The organism is Gluconobacter japonicus (assembly GCF_015244665.1).
Taxonomy (GTDB): Bacteria; Pseudomonadota; Alphaproteobacteria; order Acetobacterales; family Acetobacteraceae; genus Gluconobacter; species Gluconobacter japonicus.
Map to the genome: position 1 here is coordinate 125557 of NZ_JABCQN010000006.1, position 18818 is coordinate 144374.

24 protein-coding genes and 1 pseudogene are annotated in these 18818 nt (G+C 53.4%); 6 read left to right on the forward strand and 19 right to left on the reverse strand.

Annotated elements, in window-relative coordinates; translation table 11 throughout:
* Positions 1–402 precede the first annotated feature (402 nt).
* The 12 genes from HKD32_RS12215 to HKD32_RS12270 form a co-directional block, all read right to left on the reverse strand.
* Complete coding sequence (locus HKD32_RS12215) at positions 403–1227, reverse strand: hypothetical protein (protein WP_194258108.1); 825 nt, start codon at positions 1225–1227, stop codon at positions 403–405.
* Positions 1228–2047: 820 nt separating this feature from the next.
* Entirely contained in the window at positions 2048–2287 is a 240-nt protein-coding gene (locus tag HKD32_RS12220) for a helix-turn-helix domain-containing protein (protein WP_194258109.1), read from the reverse strand.
* On the reverse strand, positions 2272–2928 hold the full coding sequence (locus HKD32_RS12225) for a hypothetical protein (protein ID WP_194258110.1): 657 nt from the start codon (positions 2926–2928) through the stop codon (positions 2272–2274). The genes HKD32_RS12220 and HKD32_RS12225 overlap by 16 nt, the downstream gene beginning before the upstream one ends.
* Positions 2929–3177: 249 nt before the next feature.
* A complete protein-coding gene (locus tag HKD32_RS12230) occupies positions 3178–3378 on the reverse strand; it encodes a hypothetical protein (protein WP_194258111.1) in 201 nt (66 codons plus the stop codon).
* The gene (locus HKD32_RS12235; protein WP_194258112.1) at positions 3375–4085 is read right to left on the reverse strand and encodes an HD-GYP domain-containing protein; all 711 of its coding nucleotides are present in this window, start codon (positions 4083–4085) and stop codon (positions 3375–3377) included. The genes HKD32_RS12230 and HKD32_RS12235 overlap by 4 nt, the downstream gene beginning before the upstream one ends.
* Before the next feature lie 54 nt (positions 4086–4139).
* On the reverse strand, positions 4140–4562 hold the full coding sequence (locus HKD32_RS12240; RefSeq protein ID WP_194258113.1) for a hypothetical protein: 423 nt from the start codon (positions 4560–4562) through the stop codon (positions 4140–4142).
* Between the two features lie 2 nt (positions 4563–4564).
* Positions 4565–4861, reverse strand: a complete 297-nt coding sequence (locus tag HKD32_RS12245) for a hypothetical protein (RefSeq protein ID WP_194258114.1) — start codon at positions 4859–4861, stop codon at positions 4565–4567.
* A gap of 4 nt (positions 4862–4865) precedes the next feature.
* Complete coding sequence (locus HKD32_RS12250; protein WP_062022226.1) at positions 4866–5153, reverse strand: DUF2312 domain-containing protein; 288 nt, start codon at positions 5151–5153, stop codon at positions 4866–4868.
* A gap of 11 nt (positions 5154–5164) precedes the next feature.
* Positions 5165–5641 carry a hypothetical protein gene (locus HKD32_RS12255; protein WP_062106955.1) on the reverse strand — a complete coding sequence of 159 codons (477 nt, stop codon included), beginning with the start codon at positions 5639–5641 and terminating at the stop codon, positions 5165–5167.
* Positions 5642–5719: 78 nt separating this feature from the next.
* Complete coding sequence (locus HKD32_RS12260; RefSeq protein WP_194258115.1) at positions 5720–6250, reverse strand: hypothetical protein; 531 nt, start codon at positions 6248–6250, stop codon at positions 5720–5722.
* A 70-nt stretch (positions 6251–6320) separates the two neighbouring features.
* Positions 6321–6674, reverse strand: a complete 354-nt coding sequence (locus tag HKD32_RS12265; RefSeq protein ID WP_194258116.1) for a hypothetical protein — start codon at positions 6672–6674, stop codon at positions 6321–6323.
* A gap of 85 nt (positions 6675–6759) precedes the next feature.
* Complete coding sequence (locus HKD32_RS12270) at positions 6760–7122, reverse strand: hypothetical protein (protein WP_194258117.1); 363 nt, start codon at positions 7120–7122, stop codon at positions 6760–6762.
* Between the two features lie 149 nt (positions 7123–7271).
* Between HKD32_RS12270 and HKD32_RS12275 the strand changes: the two genes are divergently transcribed.
* Together HKD32_RS12275 and HKD32_RS12280 are read left to right on the forward strand one after the other, a co-directional pair.
* Positions 7272–8225 carry a hypothetical protein gene (locus tag HKD32_RS12275; RefSeq protein ID WP_194258118.1) on the forward strand — a complete coding sequence of 318 codons (954 nt, stop codon included), beginning with the start codon at positions 7272–7274 and terminating at the stop codon, positions 8223–8225.
* A gap of 48 nt (positions 8226–8273) precedes the next feature.
* The gene (locus HKD32_RS12280; RefSeq protein ID WP_194258119.1) at positions 8274–8846 is read left to right on the forward strand and encodes a hypothetical protein; all 573 of its coding nucleotides are present in this window, start codon (positions 8274–8276) and stop codon (positions 8844–8846) included.
* Between the two features lie 552 nt (positions 8847–9398).
* On the opposite strand, the gene HKD32_RS12285 is transcribed toward HKD32_RS12280, so the two are convergent.
* Complete coding sequence (locus tag HKD32_RS12285) at positions 9399–9794, reverse strand: cupin domain-containing protein (RefSeq protein ID WP_194258120.1); 396 nt, start codon at positions 9792–9794, stop codon at positions 9399–9401.
* A 122-nt stretch (positions 9795–9916) separates the two neighbouring features.
* Here HKD32_RS12285 and HKD32_RS12290 point away from each other — a divergent pair, with 122 nt between their 5' ends.
* Positions 9917–10855 (forward strand): LysR family transcriptional regulator, encoded by a 939-nt coding sequence (locus HKD32_RS12290; RefSeq protein WP_194258121.1) that lies wholly within the window; start codon positions 9917–9919, stop codon positions 10853–10855.
* Here HKD32_RS12290 and HKD32_RS12295 read toward each other — a convergent pair.
* Both HKD32_RS12295 and HKD32_RS12300 read right to left on the reverse strand, forming a co-directional pair.
* Positions 10821–10979 (reverse strand): TrbI/VirB10 family protein, encoded by a 159-nt coding sequence (locus tag HKD32_RS12295; RefSeq protein WP_194258146.1) that lies wholly within the window; start codon positions 10977–10979, stop codon positions 10821–10823. The genes HKD32_RS12290 and HKD32_RS12295 overlap by 35 nt on opposite strands.
* Positions 10980–11181: 202 nt before the next feature.
* Positions 11182–12150, reverse strand: coding sequence for a carbon-nitrogen hydrolase family protein (locus HKD32_RS12300; RefSeq protein ID WP_194258122.1), 969 nt, complete (start codon positions 12148–12150; stop codon positions 11182–11184).
* A 98-nt stretch (positions 12151–12248) separates the two neighbouring features.
* Between HKD32_RS12300 and HKD32_RS12305 the strand changes: the two genes are divergently transcribed.
* Positions 12249–13172 carry a LysR family transcriptional regulator gene (locus HKD32_RS12305; protein WP_194258123.1) on the forward strand — a complete coding sequence of 308 codons (924 nt, stop codon included), beginning with the start codon at positions 12249–12251 and terminating at the stop codon, positions 13170–13172.
* 107 nt (positions 13173–13279) lie between these two features.
* Here HKD32_RS12305 and HKD32_RS12310 read toward each other — a convergent pair whose 3' ends face one another.
* The 3 genes from HKD32_RS12310 to HKD32_RS12320 form a co-directional block, all read right to left on the reverse strand.
* On the reverse strand, positions 13280–13576 hold the full coding sequence (locus HKD32_RS12310; protein WP_194258124.1) for a helix-turn-helix domain-containing protein: 297 nt from the start codon (positions 13574–13576) through the stop codon (positions 13280–13282).
* Positions 13573–13914 carry a type II toxin-antitoxin system RelE/ParE family toxin gene (locus tag HKD32_RS12315; RefSeq protein ID WP_194258125.1) on the reverse strand — a complete coding sequence of 114 codons (342 nt, stop codon included), beginning with the start codon at positions 13912–13914 and terminating at the stop codon, positions 13573–13575. The genes HKD32_RS12310 and HKD32_RS12315 overlap by 4 nt, the downstream gene beginning before the upstream one ends.
* A gap of 473 nt (positions 13915–14387) precedes the next feature.
* On the reverse strand, positions 14388–15344 hold the full coding sequence (locus HKD32_RS12320) for a hypothetical protein (RefSeq protein ID WP_194258126.1): 957 nt from the start codon (positions 15342–15344) through the stop codon (positions 14388–14390).
* Between the two features lie 530 nt (positions 15345–15874).
* On the opposite strand from HKD32_RS12320, the gene HKD32_RS12325 reads away from it, so the two are divergent.
* Positions 15875–17173 (forward strand): S41 family peptidase, encoded by a 1299-nt coding sequence (locus HKD32_RS12325; protein ID WP_194258127.1) that lies wholly within the window; start codon positions 15875–15877, stop codon positions 17171–17173.
* 369 nt (positions 17174–17542) lie between these two features.
* Here the strand turns inward: HKD32_RS12325 and HKD32_RS12330 are convergent, their stop codons facing one another.
* Positions 17543–18094 carry a hypothetical protein gene (locus HKD32_RS12330; RefSeq protein WP_194258128.1) on the reverse strand — a complete coding sequence of 184 codons (552 nt, stop codon included), beginning with the start codon at positions 18092–18094 and terminating at the stop codon, positions 17543–17545.
* Positions 18095–18485: 391 nt separating this feature from the next.
* Here HKD32_RS12330 and HKD32_RS12335 point away from each other — a divergent pair.
* Positions 18486–18818 (forward strand): annotated as a pseudogene (locus HKD32_RS12335) (cation:proton antiporter); the annotation flags it as partial.

Genomic DNA, 18818 nt, shown 5'->3' on the forward strand with positions numbered 1-18818 from the left:
TGGTTTGCGTCTGATGCGGGGTCGCGTGCGGCCCTGCAGCAGATGCGGGCCTGACACCTGATGCCGAGGGATGTGCAGTGGCTTTACGGACTGGCACGGCGACTGTCAGAGTGAACGCTGGATGCGAGGCCACCTCCATGGAACATGCCTCCGCGGACGGTCCGAAGGACTGGCCGGGGAGGTTGAGGAGCCGTCTCACGAACCGATCCCCCAGACCCGGACCGCCCGTTCATGGAAAAGGATGCGGGTAAGCCGTACCCGAAAGGGCCAGACCCGAGGGCCAGACGCCCGACTGAGGGCGGCTGGACGTCGGGGCTAGGCGGAGCTTGGCGACGAAGGAGCCTAGCGCAGTAGAGCGAACGAACCCGTCAGGGCCGCCCCGATCCTCTTTTCACCTCCCCTTCACATTACCCACGGGTCAGTCTCGACGAAAGAAAACACACTATCCCCTCTCTCCCCCTCTGCTTTCTTCAATCTCCTCCTCAGCACCTTCCGCTCCTGGCGCGCTTTCCTCCTTTTCTTTTCGCTGACGTTCCAGCGGTCCCGCAGGACGGCCCGCAGCTCCGGGCACGAGGCGCTGATCTGTCCATAGGACTGACGCCGAAACCGGGCGACGCCACCGAAGCGGTCGATCCCTGTCACCAGGGTGCTCCTGCCGATCTCCGGATAGAGGATCACCCCGAGGCCATCCTGCGCGTCGGGTGTCGAGGGCGGGCGGAGAAAGAGTGTGGCGAAGCCGTCCGTTGTCTCAACCCATCTCGGCACCGGCCCTGCCAGTCGGCGCAAAGGCATCAGGTCAAAGTGGGGACAGTTCTCGGCTATGGCAGCCGCGAGAGGCGGAGACCTGTGCCAGAAGCTGGCGCTACATCCCGGCCAGTCTTTTGTGGCGTCTGTCGGAAACAGGATTCCGAAGACTGTGATGAGATCCGCTTCATAGACAAGCTCACCGCCCTGCCATTTGGCAAAGCCCGGATCATCAAAGCAGTCGAAATACTCCATGCCCCGGATGCTGACGTCTGGATATTCGTCAGACAGCCCCAGCCCATGACCAAGAAATGACGTCCCGATCCCGCTTTCGAGGGTCATCACGAGTGTTGTTTCATCCTCCCACGTCATGTGTTCGGGTGCGCAGGTCCGGTAGGCGCGCTCTCTGGCGATCTGGCGCAGACGATCCTGTGGGCCGGTGAACGTGAAGACTGTTATGACGGGAGTAGCCACGGAGAACATCCTTTTTCATTTTCTGGATGCTTTCCCGCAGGCGCAGACGGCTGGCCGGGACAATGGCGCGCCCTCCAGGGCGCGGGCCGCGTGCGGCCGAACCATTGTGGCGGCCGGACGGCCTGTGCTGTTTCTCTCTCTCTTTCTTTATCGTTGGTAAGATTGAGGACGAGAGAAGGCCGTAAGATATTCGCCCCGCTAACGCAGGGAACGGGTCTTGCAAACCTATCTTGGACCAGAATTAGAAAGGTTCATCCCCGCCGAGGCAGGGAACGAAGGTCTTACAAACCTATCAAGGATTAGGATTATAACGGTTCATCCCTGCTTGCGCGGGGAATGTCAAAACCATCTCCCAGCGAAGTTCTCTCGTCAAGAATTCTTTTCTCGCGCTGCTCATCAGCCCAAGCGGAAATCAAATCCCGGAGAATTTCAATCGTAATCATGCTCCCGCGGGCCTGTGTTCTGGGCCTCTCATCACGAAAACGATTAGCCCTTCCAAATTCACGGACGGCGTTGTTCGAGAGAGTGTACCCACGATCAGCAAGAAGAGACTTTACATCTGCGTGCGACAAACCTGCGCCCGAACAGAAAGCAACATAGGTTCGCCTCAGGTCGTCTGGATTTTCTGGCATTACTGAAACAGTCCATAGTGCAAATCAGGCAAAAGTCCCGAATTATCCTGAGCGTGAATATCACCCCAGTGCGTTTTTGGTTCAGCGATAAAATCCCGTATTGCCTGGACCGGACAATGGAGCGCCCTCCAGGGCACGGGCCGCATGCGGCCAGACCATTGTGGCGGCCGGACGCTCTTTGCTGTCCCTTTCTGTCTCTACTTTGACTCGTCTCTGTTCATTCCACCCGATATGCCACTCTCGACCTTGAGAGCAAAAAGTTCCCAGAAGGCCGGATGCATGGAGCGATCACCACTTTCCCATCGCTTCCAGGTCAGGGGTGTGACGTGAACAAGAGACGCAGCACTCACCTGTGTCAGGCCCGCATCGAGACGGGCTTGACGGATTGCCCGAGGAGAAATGTCCTCGACGTCAGTCTCCCTCAATAACCCAGCCATGCCCGCTTGAAATGACCTGCCTGTTCAAGTCCGGCCTTCGTCCGATTAAGGCTCGCGATCAACGTAGCGTCGGCCCGCCCCTGCGGCGAGAGGTCGAAGTCTTCGCTGTATTCTCCGGTTTTATCCAAACTGGGTTCGTCTATTTCACAGCGACCGTCAGGAAAGATCCAGACACCTGACAGGATACGATCCCCGGTTCTGTGCTGCAGCTCAATGCGATCGGAATAATGAGGGATGTCGTCACGCATCGCGACTTCCCCCGTTACGGCATGCCGCATCGAGTGCTCTGTCGCGATTTCAAACCCGTCGTCCAGCTTTACACTGCCGAGATTGCGCGTCTCACCCGTTGAGAAATGCCAGCCTGACAGAGCCAGTCTGTCCACTTCGGTCTTTCCGACCTTACGAATAGCCTTCGCGACATCATCGGCCGTAGGCGAAACCCCGAGGAGAGCAGCGACCTCTTTCGTCACGGTGCTGTCTTCGAGCGAGAAATAGCCATGCGACGGCGCAGCCAGGAGCAGGACCCGTCCTTCCTCATCACGCTGAACGCCATCTTTCACCCGTCCTATCGCCTCGACGGTGGCACGACGCAGCACTTCCTTCTCAAGTTCGCGCATCCGGGAAGTGTCGAATTTAGGCATCGCATTGTCCTCGTTCGTGATGCCTAAATTATAGTATCCGATGGATACCTTTTTCAATACACAAATAAGGGCTTCTTTATTTTTTTGACTATGCGACCCAACGACGACTGCCTCCTAATGCTCAAGACCCCGTCCCTGACTTGACGGTTACATCATGATGCCGATCTACGCTTTCGCGCTAACACCCTATCGACCAAGTTTCATCAGCATTCCGAGTTACGCGGCAAGATACATTCGGATCGGACGGCGTCAGCCGTCCTCTTGACCACAGGGCTTCCGGCTGCCGCAAAATGCGGCATCTGCCTGAAGATAGAGGGCGTCAATCACACACAGCCCCTCGTCTCTCCGGTTTTCTGCGAAAAGCCGGTCTGCAATCCCGGCAAGAAGTTTGAGGGAAGATGCTTCCGACGGGACTGCGTGCGCTGCGGGTGGGAGCGGAAGTGGCATCATGGCATATCGTTCCGAAAGCTGAGAGTACGGGAAGAAGCAGGGGACTGACCAGGGACTGACTGGTACCCCTGAACGGGCTGCGCGACGCTGCGGCGAATGGCGAGCAGATCCTCAAAAAAGGTGGTCGCGTGCCGCACCAGGTCAGGATCAAACGCACCACCTGCCTGCTCGTGGAGAAAGGCTTTCACCTGACGCGGCGTCCAACCTGTCTTATAGGCGCGGGCGGAGAGCAGGGCGTCGATCACGTCCACGAGGCCGATGATGCGGGCGGCCAGAGGGATGGCTTTGCCCTTCAACCCGAAGGGATAACCATCGCCGTCATAGCGTTCGTGGTGCAGGAGTACGGCCTCATGAACAAGGGTCGGGATATCGGCTGACAGATGAAACAGCGCTCCAAGGCCAAGCGAGGGATGCTGCCGCATCACCAGCATCTGCCTGTCGTTAAACATACCCGGATGATTCAGGAGGCTGTCTGGCAGGAGCAGTTTGCCCGCATCGTGCAGGCGGCCTGCCAGTTCAAGGGCGCTGGACGAGAGGCCAGTTTTCGCCAGATGGCCGAGCAGGCCAGCAAGGCGCCCGACCCTCTGGCCATGCCCGTCATCCCCTTTGGCAACCTGTGCCAGAAGGGACGCCAGAGGTGCGCCTTGCCGCCGATAGGACGCAGGCAGTTTCACCACTTCTTTCAGGAGCGTCTGCAGTTCAGGCATCTTTCCTCTGCCGGTTGTGTAGGATCACTTTAGGAGAGGGCAATGTGAGTCCGGTCATCCCGGATGGATCAGGCTGCGGGCGAGGCCGCCGAGTGCCAGGGCCACGCAGGTGACGAGGAGCCTTATTCTGGTCGCCCGCCCCTGCCCACGCCCGGTCAGGATCCCGGACGTCTTTTCAGCGAGTTTCACAAGAGCCAGTGTGAGGCAGGCCAGAAGCGTCCACTGCCAGAACGACAGCATCAGAACCGGTTGACCCAGTCCGGACAGATGCCAGGGTCCCTCTCCGGCAAACTGATCCAGGCCAAGAAATCCATCCGCGGCGTTCGTCAGAAGAAACAGGCTGACCCCGATCAGACATCTGGGGCCACAGACCCGACGCTGTATCGTCCCAACAGGGTGAGATGGTCCCAGAGTGGAGGTATAGCGGACACTGGTGATGCGCGTTGGAGTCCAGTCCACGAAGAAAGGTGCAGGCACGCTCAATACCCATCCGGTAAAAGACGAGCCAGAGAGAGCAGGCAGAGCACCAGGCCGAGACTGGCAAAAACCACACCGCGCCTGCGCTCGAGACCGTAGTCACGCCCGTCCTCGCCGATTTCGGGGACACCCGGCCCCATCATGGTTGCCAGACAACCACCGAGCACGAAAACGGGTCCCATGACAGCGCCAAGCCTGGGAACGACAAACGCAAACAGAAGCAGTCCCACACTCGGCCAGCAGACCAGGATCTCTCCTGCCGTCTCGGCGATACGTCGGCGCGGTGGAACATCTTGCATTCGGTCACATTCCCAGGGCACGGCGGTAGATCTGCAAAAGGGTTTCCTGAGCCTCGACCTCCGCGGGCTCCTGCTTGCGCAGCCGGATAATCGTGCGGATGACCTTGACGTCGAACCCGGCTGACTTGGCTTCGGCAAAGATGTCCCTGATGTCACCACTCAGCGCCTTGCGCTCTTCTTCCAGGCGCTCGACCCGCTCAATAATGGACCGCAGCCGGTCGGCGGCGATGCCCCCTGCGATGACACCCTGATTGTCCTGGCCGTCTTCAGGAAATGATACGCGTTGCAACATGGATCAACCTTTCAGAGATCGGGTGAGACGCAGATGGGAGAGAGGGGGCGTGGCAGATCGCGATGCCCGTCTGCCAGCGCTTCGAGCCAGCGGGACTGCCGCTCCGGGAGATGTCCCTGTTCCTCAATGAGACGGCGAAGCGCCGTCCGGTGTTCGCCGAGGCGATCTGCGAGTGTACGTTCGGACCAGCCAATTGTGATGAGGGCACTGGTCATCGCGTAGCCATTCAGCGGAGGTCTGTTCCCCGCTGGAGGCACAGCCCGGGCCAGTGGGTGACTCAGTCGACGGTGCAGCATCCCAAGGGCCGCGAGCCACTTGAGAAAATCCGGGTCAGGAATACCCTGCCCTGATTGCCAGCGCAGGATCCTGTCCTTGGAGACGCCGGATCGGCGGGACGCCTGGCGCACACCCCAGCCGATGACGGAGAGTTCGCCTGCAATGGACAGCGCTGCACGCCTGTGCCCGGGACGAACGGACCGTGAATCCACATATCCTGCCCGCGGTTGCCCACAGCGCTGTCCACTGGTTTGGGGGATAACCCGCAAGCGCGACGCCTCCCTCATGTCTCAGCCATGCCGGGCGATATCGGTGAACGTCCTGTCCTGTGCCCCCTGCCGGATATGTTTGGCCATATGCGGCGATACAATCCGGTAGCGGTTGGGGCGACGCGGATCCAGCCGCTCTTCGATCAGACCGGCCTGCTCCAGAGCTGCAAGAGAGTCTCTGACCACAGCGAGGGTCAGTCCAAGCCACGACGCGATTTCGGTTGGCGTCTCGTGTTCGGTCAGCGAGGCAAAGACCAGGTCCTCGATTGGTGACGTCTTCACGGTCCGCGTTGCTGGCATCCAGGGCACGCGGGCATAGACGCTATGACCCAGAGCCGCGATTTCGCCAGCCTGGGCCAGCGTCGTCAGAGCCAGAGGCAAAGCTCCGGCCTCTTCCGGGGTGAGGTTTGCCCGAAGCTCAAGGACATTATATGGCCCCCGGTTGAGGCAGGTCCGGACGTGCTGAAGCACGGCCTGATAGGCTTCGCGCTGTGTCTGCGCACTCAGCCTGCGAAAAACCCGTGCTTTGGGCTGGTTGCCGCCAAACTTCACTGTGTTGCCCCGTTCTCTGTCACCTGACAGTCAGTATCCCACGGGGTTTTGTGAGTGCAGTTACGCAACGTCACCATTGGCCTGCCGCCTTCATGCAGTCATAGGCGTTCCGGAGATTGATCAGGCCGACAGCCACCCAGACCGGAACGAAGACCAGCACATGCCAGCGCGGCATAAAGGCGTTCGTCTTCAACAGGCGTATGACGTCCATCACGAGAACGGAGATCGCCAGGGAAAACAGGATCGCCTGAGCAAGCATGGTCCAGACCATCTGGACATCCAGCGGAAAAAGGAGCCAGCCGAACCCTAAAAGCATGGTCGCCGAAAGAACCATGCTGCCAAGCATCCAGGGGGACGAGAGTGAGAGAGAAAGGGAGTGTTTGGGCAGCTCTGACTGCCCAAGAGAAAGTGTATGCTCGGTCATACCGGGTAGTATGACGACAGCGTTTGTGAGTGCGGTTCAGCTGATGGACCAGAGGGGTTGAAGCGTCAGAACCGAATTGAGGTCCTCAGATTGTCAGTCCGAGATCCGACGGCTTGTAACGCGGTGTCGGAAGAAGCCGCACCACAGCATTTCCCTCTACATCCGAAAGATACAGCAGCCCCTCTGACGGACAGCCCAGGGGACGACCATCCGCATCCAGTACAAGGCGCAGGCTCTCGATCGGACTTACCGCGTAGACACAATCGTCTTGCAGAAGAACGAAAGGATAGTCTCTTCCCTGATCGGTCAGCGTTTTCAGCGTGCCTGGAACCACACCGGCAGATCCAGTCATAAGACGCTCCGCCATGAACCGTGCGACCGCCTGGAGTTGCACCTGCGTCAGATCTTCATGGCGCGCAAAAGCCGAGCTGCCCAGTACCGTTGTCACATCTCTTCTCCCTGCAAGCCACGCCCTCCGGGGTCGCCCTGGCCGATCAGATCCTGCCGGAGGTCACCCTAACCCACCCGCTACTGTCTGAATACACATGGTGCGTCGCAGAAGGACTTGCGTGCGTGTTTGCCCGTTTTTAGAGTCTTATGATGTACCGTTCTCTCTCCCTCGTCCGGCACTTTGCTGAACGCAGCCGTCAGAAGAAGGCCCAGGTGGCGATCCTCCGATTTCTGGCGGACCTCGAGAATCATCCCTTCAAGGCAGATACCAGCCGCGATCCCCGCGAAGAGAATGCCTACTACCGTCTACGACGCATGGTCAGTTTTGCCCAAGCGTTCGATAATATCCCTCCCCATCCTGCTTCTGAGCTGCTGAGTAGTCTTCTCCGGGTGGGTGATCCTTACCATGCAAAAATCGATATCCGGTCGATTACCGCTGTCAGCGCATCAAAAGGTAAGCTGGTCGGCGAACTTGACAGCCTGCCCGAGACCATGAGCTTCGATAACTCCTATCCACCAAACTATGGCCCTTTCGATGAAGAGCAGACCGCGCGGCTCCGGGAAGCGATCCTGCGGGAGTTCAACCCGTCTGCAACTCGAAATCGAGAGATATTCGACGTCACGGATGTGACCTGGAGCCACGAGCGCATTGTGGGGAACTGCGGAGCCTCACGGCGTTTCAGTCTTTGGCGTCGCCTTGCAGGTAGAGAGGGGTGGCGCACGGTCTGGCTTCATGCCCGGATCACACCTGTGTATCTCGATGAAGACGGGTTCACGGATTTGCTCTCGTCATGGCGCATTGTCAGGGTCAACCGCTCCCGCACACTGGAGCGATCACTCTGGGACATGCGGCAAGCATGGCCAGACGGGCCATGCCCTCTTGATTACGCACCGGCTTGGCAGCCTGACCGACCGGAGACCTGGATCATTCCTCTCCCGCACCATGCACCCGACGCTCTACGCGAGACCTTAATCCGAGTGCATGCAGCGATTGATCGCGCGGGCATCGAGGACGTTTTACGAAGTATCAGTGAGGCACGTTGCCTCAAGATAATCGGGGGCGCCCAAGGAGAAAATGATCACCCTCTGGACGTCACCTGAAAGACGTCACGCAACACGCCCAGTCTGAGCAAGAGGAAAAGACAGCTTATGAGCATTCCCGGAGCGCTAATTTTCAGTGCTATTGCCCTCGCTCTCGTGACATCATGGTGCTCTGTTGCCCGCGCTGCCGCTCAGCCCTGCACTCTCAAGACAGCCGAGTTCTGCCGGGATACCAATCAGCTGGTTTGGAGCCCGGGCTTCGATGGTGAAATCAAACGCTTTGTTGGACCTCATACGGGCGAATTTGCAACGCTTCAGCGACAGGTATTAGCCTCTTTGGGTGGTCCGCCCGATCGTCCGGTCGAAATGCTAGGCTACAAGGCCGGGGGCTGGCTTTTCTCGGCATGTAAGGCACACGAATGCCTCGTCAAGGGTGCTTTGCTCCTCGATTACGACCACTCGATCCGCGGGCTCGCGGTGTTCGATTTTGGGACAAAAGGGGAGAAAAACCCCCGCCTTGATCTGATCATGAAAGACCCTGAAGACACAAAAGCCCGTGACGTCCTCGCAGCATGGGCAAAGTGGACCATCGCCCGGGACCTCTTCACCTATTCGGGTGACTACGTCGCGACCACGCTGACAGGCATTAAGATACTGCCAGCGCAGCATTTCAAAGACTGAGAAGTAATTTGAAGAAGGTGAAAAGTACGGCGTCCGCTTACGCCTCATGTCGGTTATACAGTTGGTCAAATCGCTTTCCGTATAGCAGACATGACCATTACAAATTCCACTTGCCATTAAGACAGCTATAAAGATGCCGACGTGATTTCGACATTTGAGTCGGCACATTGTTGCCCCCGAAAGTCGGTATTATTCATTTCTTGGTCACGCCAGTCTTAAGTTCGTTGATGGATACGATGAACCCAGAAATTTTAGCGCCTATGCCATCAAGTGCCACCCACATTCGACAAAGGTGGCTTTTATACGCCAGAAAGTTGAGAGGGGGCGTAACTGTTCTATAGTTTCACGTATTATATGATTGGCTCTATGCATAACATGCAGGGGTTTTCATTAAATTCGATAAAATTGTAATATATATGAGGTGAAAATAATTTCGTATTAATATTATGTATTGTATATTAAGTGAAAATACTAAAATACAATAAATTCGTACATTCCCATCGAACAATCCTTCGATGGGAATACTCTAGCAAACCGCCAGCTACGCTCTCTTCAGACAGCGGGAAGTGAACGAAGCCACCAATTCGGATCGGTATCGACAAGATCTTCCTGTAACCACTTATTGCTAAGATGAATATCAATGGTTTCCAGTGGGGTATCGCCAATATTTTTGAATGCATGAGGGGTATTGGCAGGACCAAAGAGGACATCGCCCTCTGCCGCCTCTATAATAACATTGCCAATTTTGAAAATTCCTTGACCACGGCGTACGATGAAAATCTCATCATACTTATGAACATGTAATGTCGGACCATCACCTCGGTTCGCTTGGGTGAAGGTTAGGACAGTAACATTCACACCAAAGGTCGATCCATTAAAATGTCCCCGCCAAGGATGCAGGTTTGATAGCCACATATCAGCAGATAAAGTCTTAATCCTATTTTGCATTTTACTATCTCCTGAATTTTTTCTTAATCCGAAGTCACGGCATGCCTTCGCTTCTTCCCACTATCTTTGCAGAAGGGATCTAACGATGGAAATAGAGATTCAATATCTGCTATATTCTTCAAATGGATGAGCTAAAACGTATTGACTTAAACTTGCTTCCAACGCTCTACGCCCTACTCATGGAGGGGCATGTGACGCGTGCTGCGCTACGTCTGAACAAAAGTCAGCCAGCAGTTAGTCATGCTCTTGCTCAGTTGCGAGGATATTTTGGAGATCCTCTCTTGGTCCGCCAAGGAAGCAATATGATTTTAACAAATAAATCATTGCAGCTTTTAGGACCATTGGAAAAAATACTGAGCGAACTCAATATATTTTTGGGCGCTCCAGAATTTGATCCTGCTTCTTACAAAGGTCTTATCAGACTATCCCTTTCGGATTATTCATCAGGAATTGTTTTACCCCACCTGACTCGATTACTTCGCACTTTTGCACCGGGAATTGACCTGGGAATCAGTCAAGCTAGCCGCGACGCGGCTCTGGCTCAATTGCGCGATGGCGAAATAGATCTTGCTCTTGGTATCTTTCCCGTTTGTCCGGAAGATATTAGTCGCGAAGATCTGTTTGAGGATCATTTCACGAGTATTGCTGATTCTGCTCAACTATCATCGACCGAACCATTATCTTTGTCTGAGTGGCTGCTCAGGCCTCATGTCATGGTTGCTCTACGGCCAGACGCGCAGGATGAAATTGAACAGACGTTAGCAGCTCAAAATCAATATCGTCGACTCATGCTTGTAATGCCGCATTGGAGTGCCGCAGTAGATACAATCGTAGGGACGGATTTAATCTTAACGATTGCACGACGATCGGTTCAGGACCTGAGTTCGTACCCTTCTTTACGTGCTTTCGAGCCGCCATTATCTCTTCCGTCACTGCATTACCAACAAGCGTGGCATGTAAGACGAAACCATGATCCTGCACATTTATGGCTACGCAACGCTATAAGAGCAAGCTGCCCCACCAGTGCTAGTCCGCCTGATCCTTCTGGCCGGTTCGGGTGATCATATCCGCACCGGGCATCCTGTCGAGCACGATGCTATCGCCGTCAGGCCGAATAAGTCGGGTCCAGGTGACTTGCTTACGCTGCTGGTCGAACGAGATGCTGCTGTTGTCGCTGGCAATCAGTGTACTGCCCCGCGGACCCTGAACGCCTCTTTAATTTACTATGTATCGTTGGTGCAATTGTCCGCTTCATAGTGATCTTCTCTTCAAACCCGTCATTCCGCTTTCCCCCCCAGAGCAGTTCATCCCCAGACACGGACTTTGCCGTGACATCTAAAGGGAGAAATTCAGTAGCTACGGCAAGGCGATAGAGGCAGCAGTTATTTTATTCGATCTTCATCGTGGGAAGTAGAGCATCGATCTCTTGCCCAGAGAACGATACTGGATTTTGACAGGCGTTGTTAACCTGCAAGCTGAAGATATCAGGACGGGCATAATGCCCCGCCACGTCGAGGTCATATTTCCCCCGGATGACATCATCCAGATCAATGTCCGCCGTAATGATGGCTTCACGATCATAGATTGGGCCTGCGATGATTTCTCCGAGCGGATTGACGATCACGCTTCCGCCACGAATGAGCACGGTTTCCGGGTTATTACCCTGATGACAGGTATAATTTTCCGGCGCATCCGAGCGTGTCATGTACTGACAGGCACTGAGCACAAACGTCCGTCCTTCATACGCAATATGCCGCATGGACGCCTGCCAGATATCGCGCTCATCCACCGTAGGCGCACACCAGAGACTGATGCCCCGGGCATACATGCTCTGGCGTAGGTCCGGCATGTAATTTTCCCAGCAGATCGCAGCCCCGATACGCCCGATCTCTGTTTCGAATACCGGAATGGTCGAACCGTCTCCCTTTCCCCAGACCAGTCGTTCGGTGCCGGTCGGCATCAGCTTGCGATGTTTGCCAAGAAGTGTCCCATCCGGCCCAAAGAAGAGCGCCGTACAATACAACGTCGCCCTATCTCGTTCGATAACCCCAACAACGAGATGGGCCTTCATCTTCGCTGCGAAAGAGCCAATCCGCGCTGTTTCTGCTCCCGGAACGTCAATGGCTGACTTCCAGTATCGAAGGTAATCCTCACGCCCTTCAGGGAAGCGGCTTCCAAGAACAGCGCCGAAACTCAGCCCTTTTGGATATCCACCAATATACGCCTCGGGAAAGACTGCGAGTTCAACCCCCTGCGCTGCAGCGGCTTCGCAATGGGCCTCCATCCGATCCAGTGTCCGGGGAGTGTCAAAAAGACTGGTTCCCGCCTGAATAACGGCAACGCGACGCTGGCTCATGTCCGGCTCTCTCATGCATGTAGTGAATTACAGTGACAGAAAGAGTGGACTTTCTCACATTATCGGGCAAATTGATTGTTTTGATAGTCAAAATCACTATGGTCGATATTTCACGTCTTGATTTCAATCTGATCACTACCTTTCTGGCACTCTGGGAAGAACGCAGCGTCTCCCGAGCAGCAAAACGATTATCACTGAGCCAGTCAGCCGTCAGTGCGTCTTTGGGCCGCCTGAGGGAAGCGGCGGATGACCCTTTGTTCGTCCGCACCCGTGGGGGTATGCAGCCAACACTTCGGGCAATCGCTATGGCGGAACCGCTTCAGGGCGGGGTCGCTCTGATCCAGAACGCATTCTCGACTGTTACGGCCTTTGAGCCGGCAACCAGCCGACAACATTTTTCCATAGGGATGTCTGACGATTTCCAGATTGCAATTGGGCCGCTAATCACAAAGCGGCTGGCAGAAGAAGCGCCCCGTGTTTCAGTGACATTCAGGCAGGCTAACACACACCGCGTGGAGGCCCTTTTTGAAGCGGGAGAAATCGACTTTGCTGTCGTCGCACAGCCGAATGTACGCTCCGGATTACAGCAGCAGGAGATCGGGCGGTCTGGTTATGCCTGCCTGCTTGATCCGGTCGCCTGCGACCTTACACTGCCGCTAACACTGACAGATTATCTGTCTCTGCCACATCTTCTGGTCTCGTTTTCAGGCCGGGAGGGCATTGTAGATCAAGCCTTGAAAAATCTTGGTCACTCACGACGGGTGCAATCGGCGCTGACACATTTCTCTGCCCTTCCTCCCTTCCTGATCGGGACGCGTGCCGTTGCCACACTACCAATTCATGCGGCCCAGAGCCTTGCGGCCGTTTCGGGCCTTACTGTCTGTGCGGCACCCATTGATTTGGGAGACTATTCTGTATCGATCCTCTGGCAGCGAGCAGCTGATAATCTCTGGATGCGCCAGGTTGTAAGCGATGCCTTCCGAGCAATATCACCGGATTTGGAGGCAATCTATTCGGATTAATCTCGCATCGTGAATGTCCGATATCGGACAACAATAAACTGATAACCGACATTCGGCTTCCTCCCCATATCGGTCGTCTGAATGAGCGTATCGGGACCTGTGTTTTCTTAGCGCGCCCCAGAAAGAAGCTCACTCACTAAAGACGGTCGCTTATCCAACATCGCCAGCAAAACCTGAGCCGGTCCGGTTGGCTGACGACGGCCATGCTCCCAGTTCAGAAGGGTCCCCTTGGCGACCCCGATGCTTCTGGCAAACTGTGCCTGAGAGAGTCCGGTCCGGGTTCTGATGGCCGCCACGTCAACCGACGGAACACGCACCTGGTGGGTCACATAGTCGTCAGCCGGAGCGTCCGAATAGGCAAGAGCCTCATTTAGCCCCTGCAGAATGCTGTCATAAGCGCTCATGATGGTTCTCCGTATTTCGCAACAAGCGTCTTGCTCAACTCTACCAGGGCGGCCTGTTCAGATCGCGTCAGATTGTCTTTCTCGTTTTTGGCAAAAACAGTCAGGAGAAACAGAGGCATCTGTCTTCCACCAAAAACGTAGATAGTTCTGTACCCTCCCCTCTTCCCACCACCCTCACGGGAAAAGCGGACTTTTCGCAGACCGCCGCCTAAAGAAATGCCAGCCTCTGGCATCGCAGCAAGCATGTTAATCAGAGCCATACGATCGTCGTCTGACATCAGGGCTTTTGCCCGCTTTATGAATTCAGGCAGTTCGACAACGGTCTGCAGCTTTGACATTCATAATGAAATATATGCCAAGGGCATATACGTCAACGGCGCATAACTCAGAGAGACGAGCGATATGACGGGTATTCGACAAACAGCAGTCCACAAACTGCACGAAATCTCCAAAATCGGCAGTTTTCAGACATAAAACCTATGTCCGTTTTTTCTTATTATCGGACATAGAGGGTGGAGCACCAAAAACAACCAGCAAAGCTCTCTTCGAGGCGTGTTCCACAGACCTTCGTCTATGAGCAAAGGCGCCTCCGGGAAAGACAGTCTGATCGTATTTGGCTCGCGACTAACTTGGGGGGGGGGAAAGCGGAATGTCCGCTTGAAATTAGAGATGTTGATTAAACTGACTTAATTTGGAGGTGAAAATTTTGATTATCTTACCTCTGTCATTACAACGGAATTAGCCATAATTTTATTCACCATTCTGTTTACATAGCTCATATATAATAAGGAAATACTGTAATTATAGAGTATCAATTATTTTTTATCGTTTTAATTGGCCCTGCTAGAAATTTCCATGCTGCTGTCATTCCCATACCATTAGTTTCAGATACCAATATTGCCGAAACAACATCACCTTCCACAATTTTCATATCTGTTATCTCTCTTGCTTTATTGTCATCTATATCAACTATAACGGGATGATTCAATTGTGTGTCTATTAGTGTAATTTCTTTTTGTGGCATATCCAAATCTATTTCATATACTTTATATTCTGAAGACTTATAAACAGTTTCTCCTCCCAAATCTAAAGACATATCAATACCAGTAGCCTCATAAAAAGCATTTCTTATCTTTGCTGTTGTTGTTTCTATATTGTTAAATCCAATTGCCGAGGACGCCTCATCAATTACTTTTGTAAGTATTTCACTTAATTTTTTTGCGTCAATTGTATTGGAACTTCGAGATCCTATCATTTTTTTATAAACTTCTTTCATTTTATTTATAGAACACACAGCATCTATTTTTAATTGATTATTAGGTTTTTGTTTGAAGTTTTTGTTAAAATGCAAGCAATCGTTTCTTATCCCTCTGATTTCGTGAAGTTTTATTTCACACTCCTCATCAATGAGACCCAACTGTTCTAATTTATTAATTCGATCGTTTTGCGTTAGAGAGTCGAAATTTTGCCCAGATAAATGCGCAAAGAATCTACAAAAATCCTCGGCGCAGACACCAATAAGAGATATTGTGCTCGTATAAGCTCCAACAGAATATGAAAATTCTGCCTCTTTCAGTAATTTAACGAACTCTCCTGATTGCTCTATTATTCCAACAGATTTTATTTCCCACAATCTTTCAATAATATTTCGAGAATTTTCATTCATCCATTTCTTATAAGCATCTTCGATAAATTTCTTGTCACGCTCTATTTCTTCTTTGTAATTTCCTGCATTTTCATATTCAATTTTTATTCCGTCAATATACATTTTACGTTCCTTTGTAATATTCTAATAATATTTATTTCTTTTCATGAAAAGTCAACCCTACACACTAAGGTGTGTTCGTGTCGACAATGCATGTTCTGACGAACCATGTATAGATTTTATCTGGTAATAATCAGGTTATTCATCCTTCAAGGAAAGTGTCGTGTTCTTGGTTCGCGCCCATATCATCAGAATCTTACCCAAGTATATTATTATGATACAGAGGAAAAATAATAATAACTTCTATATGTTTGGATTGTAGTTGAGGAAATGAAAATCCTTCCCTAAATAACATTGTCCATACTTTCATCCAGCTTTCCTATGCGGATTTTGTCAGAAATCTGGTAGAGGATATTGGCGAATAATGAGAAATTGTAGTGAAATGTCTGCTTTCCGGAATTCCGAACATTTCCTTTTACGACCGACGTGAAGGCGTAAGCCGCCGTTAACCGTTCGAGGTCCGGACTTACTTCCAGGGCCTCTTCCGTAAAAAAGAGTGTTTCTGATACGGTATTATGATGAAGCACCCGATCTTGCGCTGGCTCTTGCGCGTCTTACTCGCCATCGTGGCGCTGGTATTTTTTGTTTTCCTGGGGCTGCTGATTTACTTCTTCGCTGTTGTTGAGCCCCGTAATCAAAAGGCAGCACGACAAGCAGAAATTTTCCAACACCTGAAAGGGCCTGCGCGTAATCTCGCGATTTTTGATGCCGCTGCGTCTCTGATCGGCGCACATTACTACGATCCGCATTTTTCGGGCATGGACTGGCCCAAGCTGAGCGCCGAAATGCGACGGAAGGCCGAGATGGCACCGAACAATTTCGAACTATACTGGTCAGTTCTGTACCAGATGGCGCAGCTGTTCCCCGCGTCGCATATGGGTTTTACCGCACCAGCTGCACAGCCACCCGCGTCCACCCAACCAGCCCGGAAAACAAAATCTACGTCGCCCACCCGGTGTGAGACAACTCTGGGGAGCAGTGGCCTTTGGTTAAGCACGGTCCGCCGTCTTAACAGCCGGATTTTAATAATCGGTGAAATCGATCCCGGATCACCGGCCGCCGAGGTGGGGTTGCGGCCTGGCTGGCCGCTTCAGATGTACACAGAACGCGTTGATGCAGGCCACACACACGTCATTGTCGACGTACTGCCTTTGTCGGACGCCGACGTTCGTAAATTAGCGTTGCATAACACGTTGCCATCACCATCACCTGGGCCCCGGCATTTCGACTTTGAAACGCGTTGCGTGCCGGACAAAACGCATTTCGAAAGCCGCTGGCTTCCTGATGGCACGCTTTATATTCGCTTCAACGACTTTAATGCGAACGAGGCAGCGAGTGTCGCGTCTGCACTGCAAGGAGCAGGCATGCACCCTGTCATCCTTGATCTGCGCTATAACGAAGGCGGGTTCGCAAATCTGTTGCTGGATCATCTGATGCCGCAGGGTATGCCGCTTTATAACGTTCAGGACAGGACGGGTACCCACACGCTCCGTGCAAGATATAAGAGCCCGCATTACGATGGGAGGCTAGCAGTCCTGATCGGACCAGACACTTCCAGCGCGGCTGAGATTTCGGCGTGGGTGTTGCATCAAGCCGGACGAGCCATCCTTATCGGCCGCCCAACAAACGGGTCGGTGCTTGGCAGCCGCTATTATCCGTTGCCCGATGGTGGCTCCATACAGATTGCTGTGGATAATGTGACCATGCCAGATGGCACAGTTCTGGAGAGCAGAGGTGTCGCGCCCGATATCGAGATCGAACCGACAGCGGAGCAGCTGCGCTCGGGACGGGATCCGGCACTAGAGGCGGCCGATCGGACGTTGCATGGGTAATAGATTTTCTGTCTCACGGGAAAACGAAATGACCTCCCTCCGGTTTGCTCCTGTCCAAACTCGCGGGCAGCCCCATCTACAAGGCATCCTCCTTCTTCGCCTACTGTGCAATCCAAAGAACCCGCCGTCAGTATGTGCGCTGCGAGCCATCCGTGCTCGAGCAATTGGCTGTGTTATGCTGTTATCAATACTTCAGCCCAAACCCGTCGCAATTTTGTAATGTCAGCTCTGCCGATACGAAATGGCGCCCTCCATGTCCGACTTGAGGCGAAAGCAGCCTGTCTGCTTGTCACGCGCTAAGCGGACCTGCAGGTTCCGCCTTCTTCCCGGCCGGTTAGATGCAGCTACATGCTTCTCGAAAGCGGACGTTCATAGATAGTTTGGCTGGCAGACATTGAGAGCCTGTATGGCGATCTCACCGAACTCATGATCGCTGGCATTGATCGAGGCATGAAAGACCTTCCCGGCATTTTCGTTCGAATACCAGGCAGAGTGACTTGTTCCCCGCCCCTTCGACGCTGCCAGACGAACCTGATTTGTCTGCTCGCAATGCCATTTCGTAAAAACCAGAGCTGATTTTTTCCTGGCATCCCGCCAGTCCTTGAAGCCGTATGTCTCCTGAACACGCCCCCAGAATTCCATAAAGAGCGGACCGGATTTCCTATCTTCTGCGAGACCTTTGTCGCTCGGCAGGGGCAATCCTCCCCATTCCATGAAAAGATCCCGACTTGTCTGAAGGGCCTTTTTCAGATTTTCCCCGATCCACTCTGGAGTAGCCTCTTTGCGATCAATGAACGTGGACCACCCGGTGACAGAGAAGTAACTGCCACCGCGATTGTCCATGGAAATCACCGCTACATACTTCCGGGTGCGGATCAGCTGAGCGTATCGTACGATGCCGTTTTCGCCTGGAGCAGCCATAGTCAGGTAATATCCTTCACTTTGAAGTCGATGGTCTTTCCATCACGAGCGACACGATCTTCTGCCTACTGAAGTGCCAGGCAGATGGCTTGCTGCTGCAGCGTATTCGGCTCATCACAACGATAAGGCATCACCCCTTGATTGGGGAAGGCGGAAATGCCCCTGTCAAGGAGAGTTCGACCGTAAAGGACATCTTCTATTTCTCTCTGGCTATCTGTTACCGGACCTTCTGCTTCCCCCCCCGATCTTGCCTGTCCGTTCATTGATTCAGGAGCCGACAGGCAGCACTCGCCTTCATTTCTGCCGTTCAACGAACTGTCACGCTTTTCCTGATAGCGGACATTACCGATTTCCCTTGACGTCAGGCCCGGAAGTGTCCAGCGGTGACGGCATGGATACCATCAGCGTTCTTGCTCTACTCCTGACCCTCTCGGCAGGCTTCAGCATTCTCAATCATCACACACTGCGTATTCCGGTCACGATTGGTGTTCTGATTTTCTCGTTGCTGACGTCGCTTATGGTCATGATCCTGAACCCGCTGCTTCCGGCCTGCGACCTTCAGGCTTTTCCAAGATCAGTGCTTGGAGCCATCAATCTCCCTGCGGCACTTCTGAATGGCGCGTTGTCGCTTCTCCTGTTTGCCGGTGCCATGCAGGTCAATGTCGGACATCTGAGGGAAAAGCTGATGTCTGTGACAGCCCTCTCCATTCTGGGAACCATTCTG

What these genes read in the sequence shown, in the direction of transcription:
- HKD32_RS12215 (WP_194258108.1), bottom strand. Translation starts at nt 1,227, where the DNA reads ATGTTCTCCGTGGCTACTCCCGTCATAACAGTCTTCACGTTCACCGGC.
- HKD32_RS12220 (WP_194258109.1), bottom strand. Translation starts at nt 2,287, where the DNA reads ATGGCTGGGTTATTGAGGGAGACTGACGTCGAGGACATTTCTCCTCGG.
- HKD32_RS12225 (WP_194258110.1), bottom strand. Translation starts at nt 2,928, where the DNA reads ATGCCTAAATTCGACACTTCCCGGATGCGCGAACTTGAGAAGGAAGTG.
- HKD32_RS12230 (WP_194258111.1), bottom strand. Translation starts at nt 3,378, where the DNA reads ATGATGCCACTTCCGCTCCCACCCGCAGCGCACGCAGTCCCGTCGGAA.
- HKD32_RS12235 (WP_194258112.1), bottom strand. Translation starts at nt 4,085, where the DNA reads ATGCCTGAACTGCAGACGCTCCTGAAAGAAGTGGTGAAACTGCCTGCG.
- HKD32_RS12245 (WP_194258114.1), bottom strand. Translation starts at nt 4,861, where the DNA reads ATGCAAGATGTTCCACCGCGCCGACGTATCGCCGAGACGGCAGGAGAG.
- HKD32_RS12250 (WP_062022226.1), bottom strand. Translation starts at nt 5,153, where the DNA reads ATGTTGCAACGCGTATCATTTCCTGAAGACGGCCAGGACAATCAGGGT.
- HKD32_RS12265 (WP_194258116.1), bottom strand. Translation starts at nt 6,674, where the DNA reads ATGACCGAGCATACACTTTCTCTTGGGCAGTCAGAGCTGCCCAAACAC.
- HKD32_RS12275 (WP_194258118.1), top strand. Translation starts at nt 7,272, where the DNA reads ATGATGTACCGTTCTCTCTCCCTCGTCCGGCACTTTGCTGAACGCAGC.
- HKD32_RS12280 (WP_194258119.1), top strand. Translation starts at nt 8,274, where the DNA reads ATGAGCATTCCCGGAGCGCTAATTTTCAGTGCTATTGCCCTCGCTCTC.
- HKD32_RS12285 (WP_194258120.1), bottom strand. Translation starts at nt 9,794, where the DNA reads ATGCAAAATAGGATTAAGACTTTATCTGCTGATATGTGGCTATCAAAC.
- HKD32_RS12290 (WP_194258121.1), top strand. Translation starts at nt 9,917, where the DNA reads ATGGATGAGCTAAAACGTATTGACTTAAACTTGCTTCCAACGCTCTAC.
- HKD32_RS12300 (WP_194258122.1), bottom strand. Translation starts at nt 12,150, where the DNA reads ATGAGCCAGCGTCGCGTTGCCGTTATTCAGGCGGGAACCAGTCTTTTT.
- HKD32_RS12305 (WP_194258123.1), top strand. Translation starts at nt 12,249, where the DNA reads ATGGTCGATATTTCACGTCTTGATTTCAATCTGATCACTACCTTTCTG.
- HKD32_RS12310 (WP_194258124.1), bottom strand. Translation starts at nt 13,576, where the DNA reads ATGAGCGCTTATGACAGCATTCTGCAGGGGCTAAATGAGGCTCTTGCC.
- HKD32_RS12315 (WP_194258125.1), bottom strand. Translation starts at nt 13,914, where the DNA reads ATGTCAAAGCTGCAGACCGTTGTCGAACTGCCTGAATTCATAAAGCGG.
- HKD32_RS12320 (WP_194258126.1), bottom strand. Translation starts at nt 15,344, where the DNA reads ATGTATATTGACGGAATAAAAATTGAATATGAAAATGCAGGAAATTAC.
- HKD32_RS12330 (WP_194258128.1), bottom strand. Translation starts at nt 18,094, where the DNA reads ATGGCTGCTCCAGGCGAAAACGGCATCGTACGATACGCTCAGCTGATC.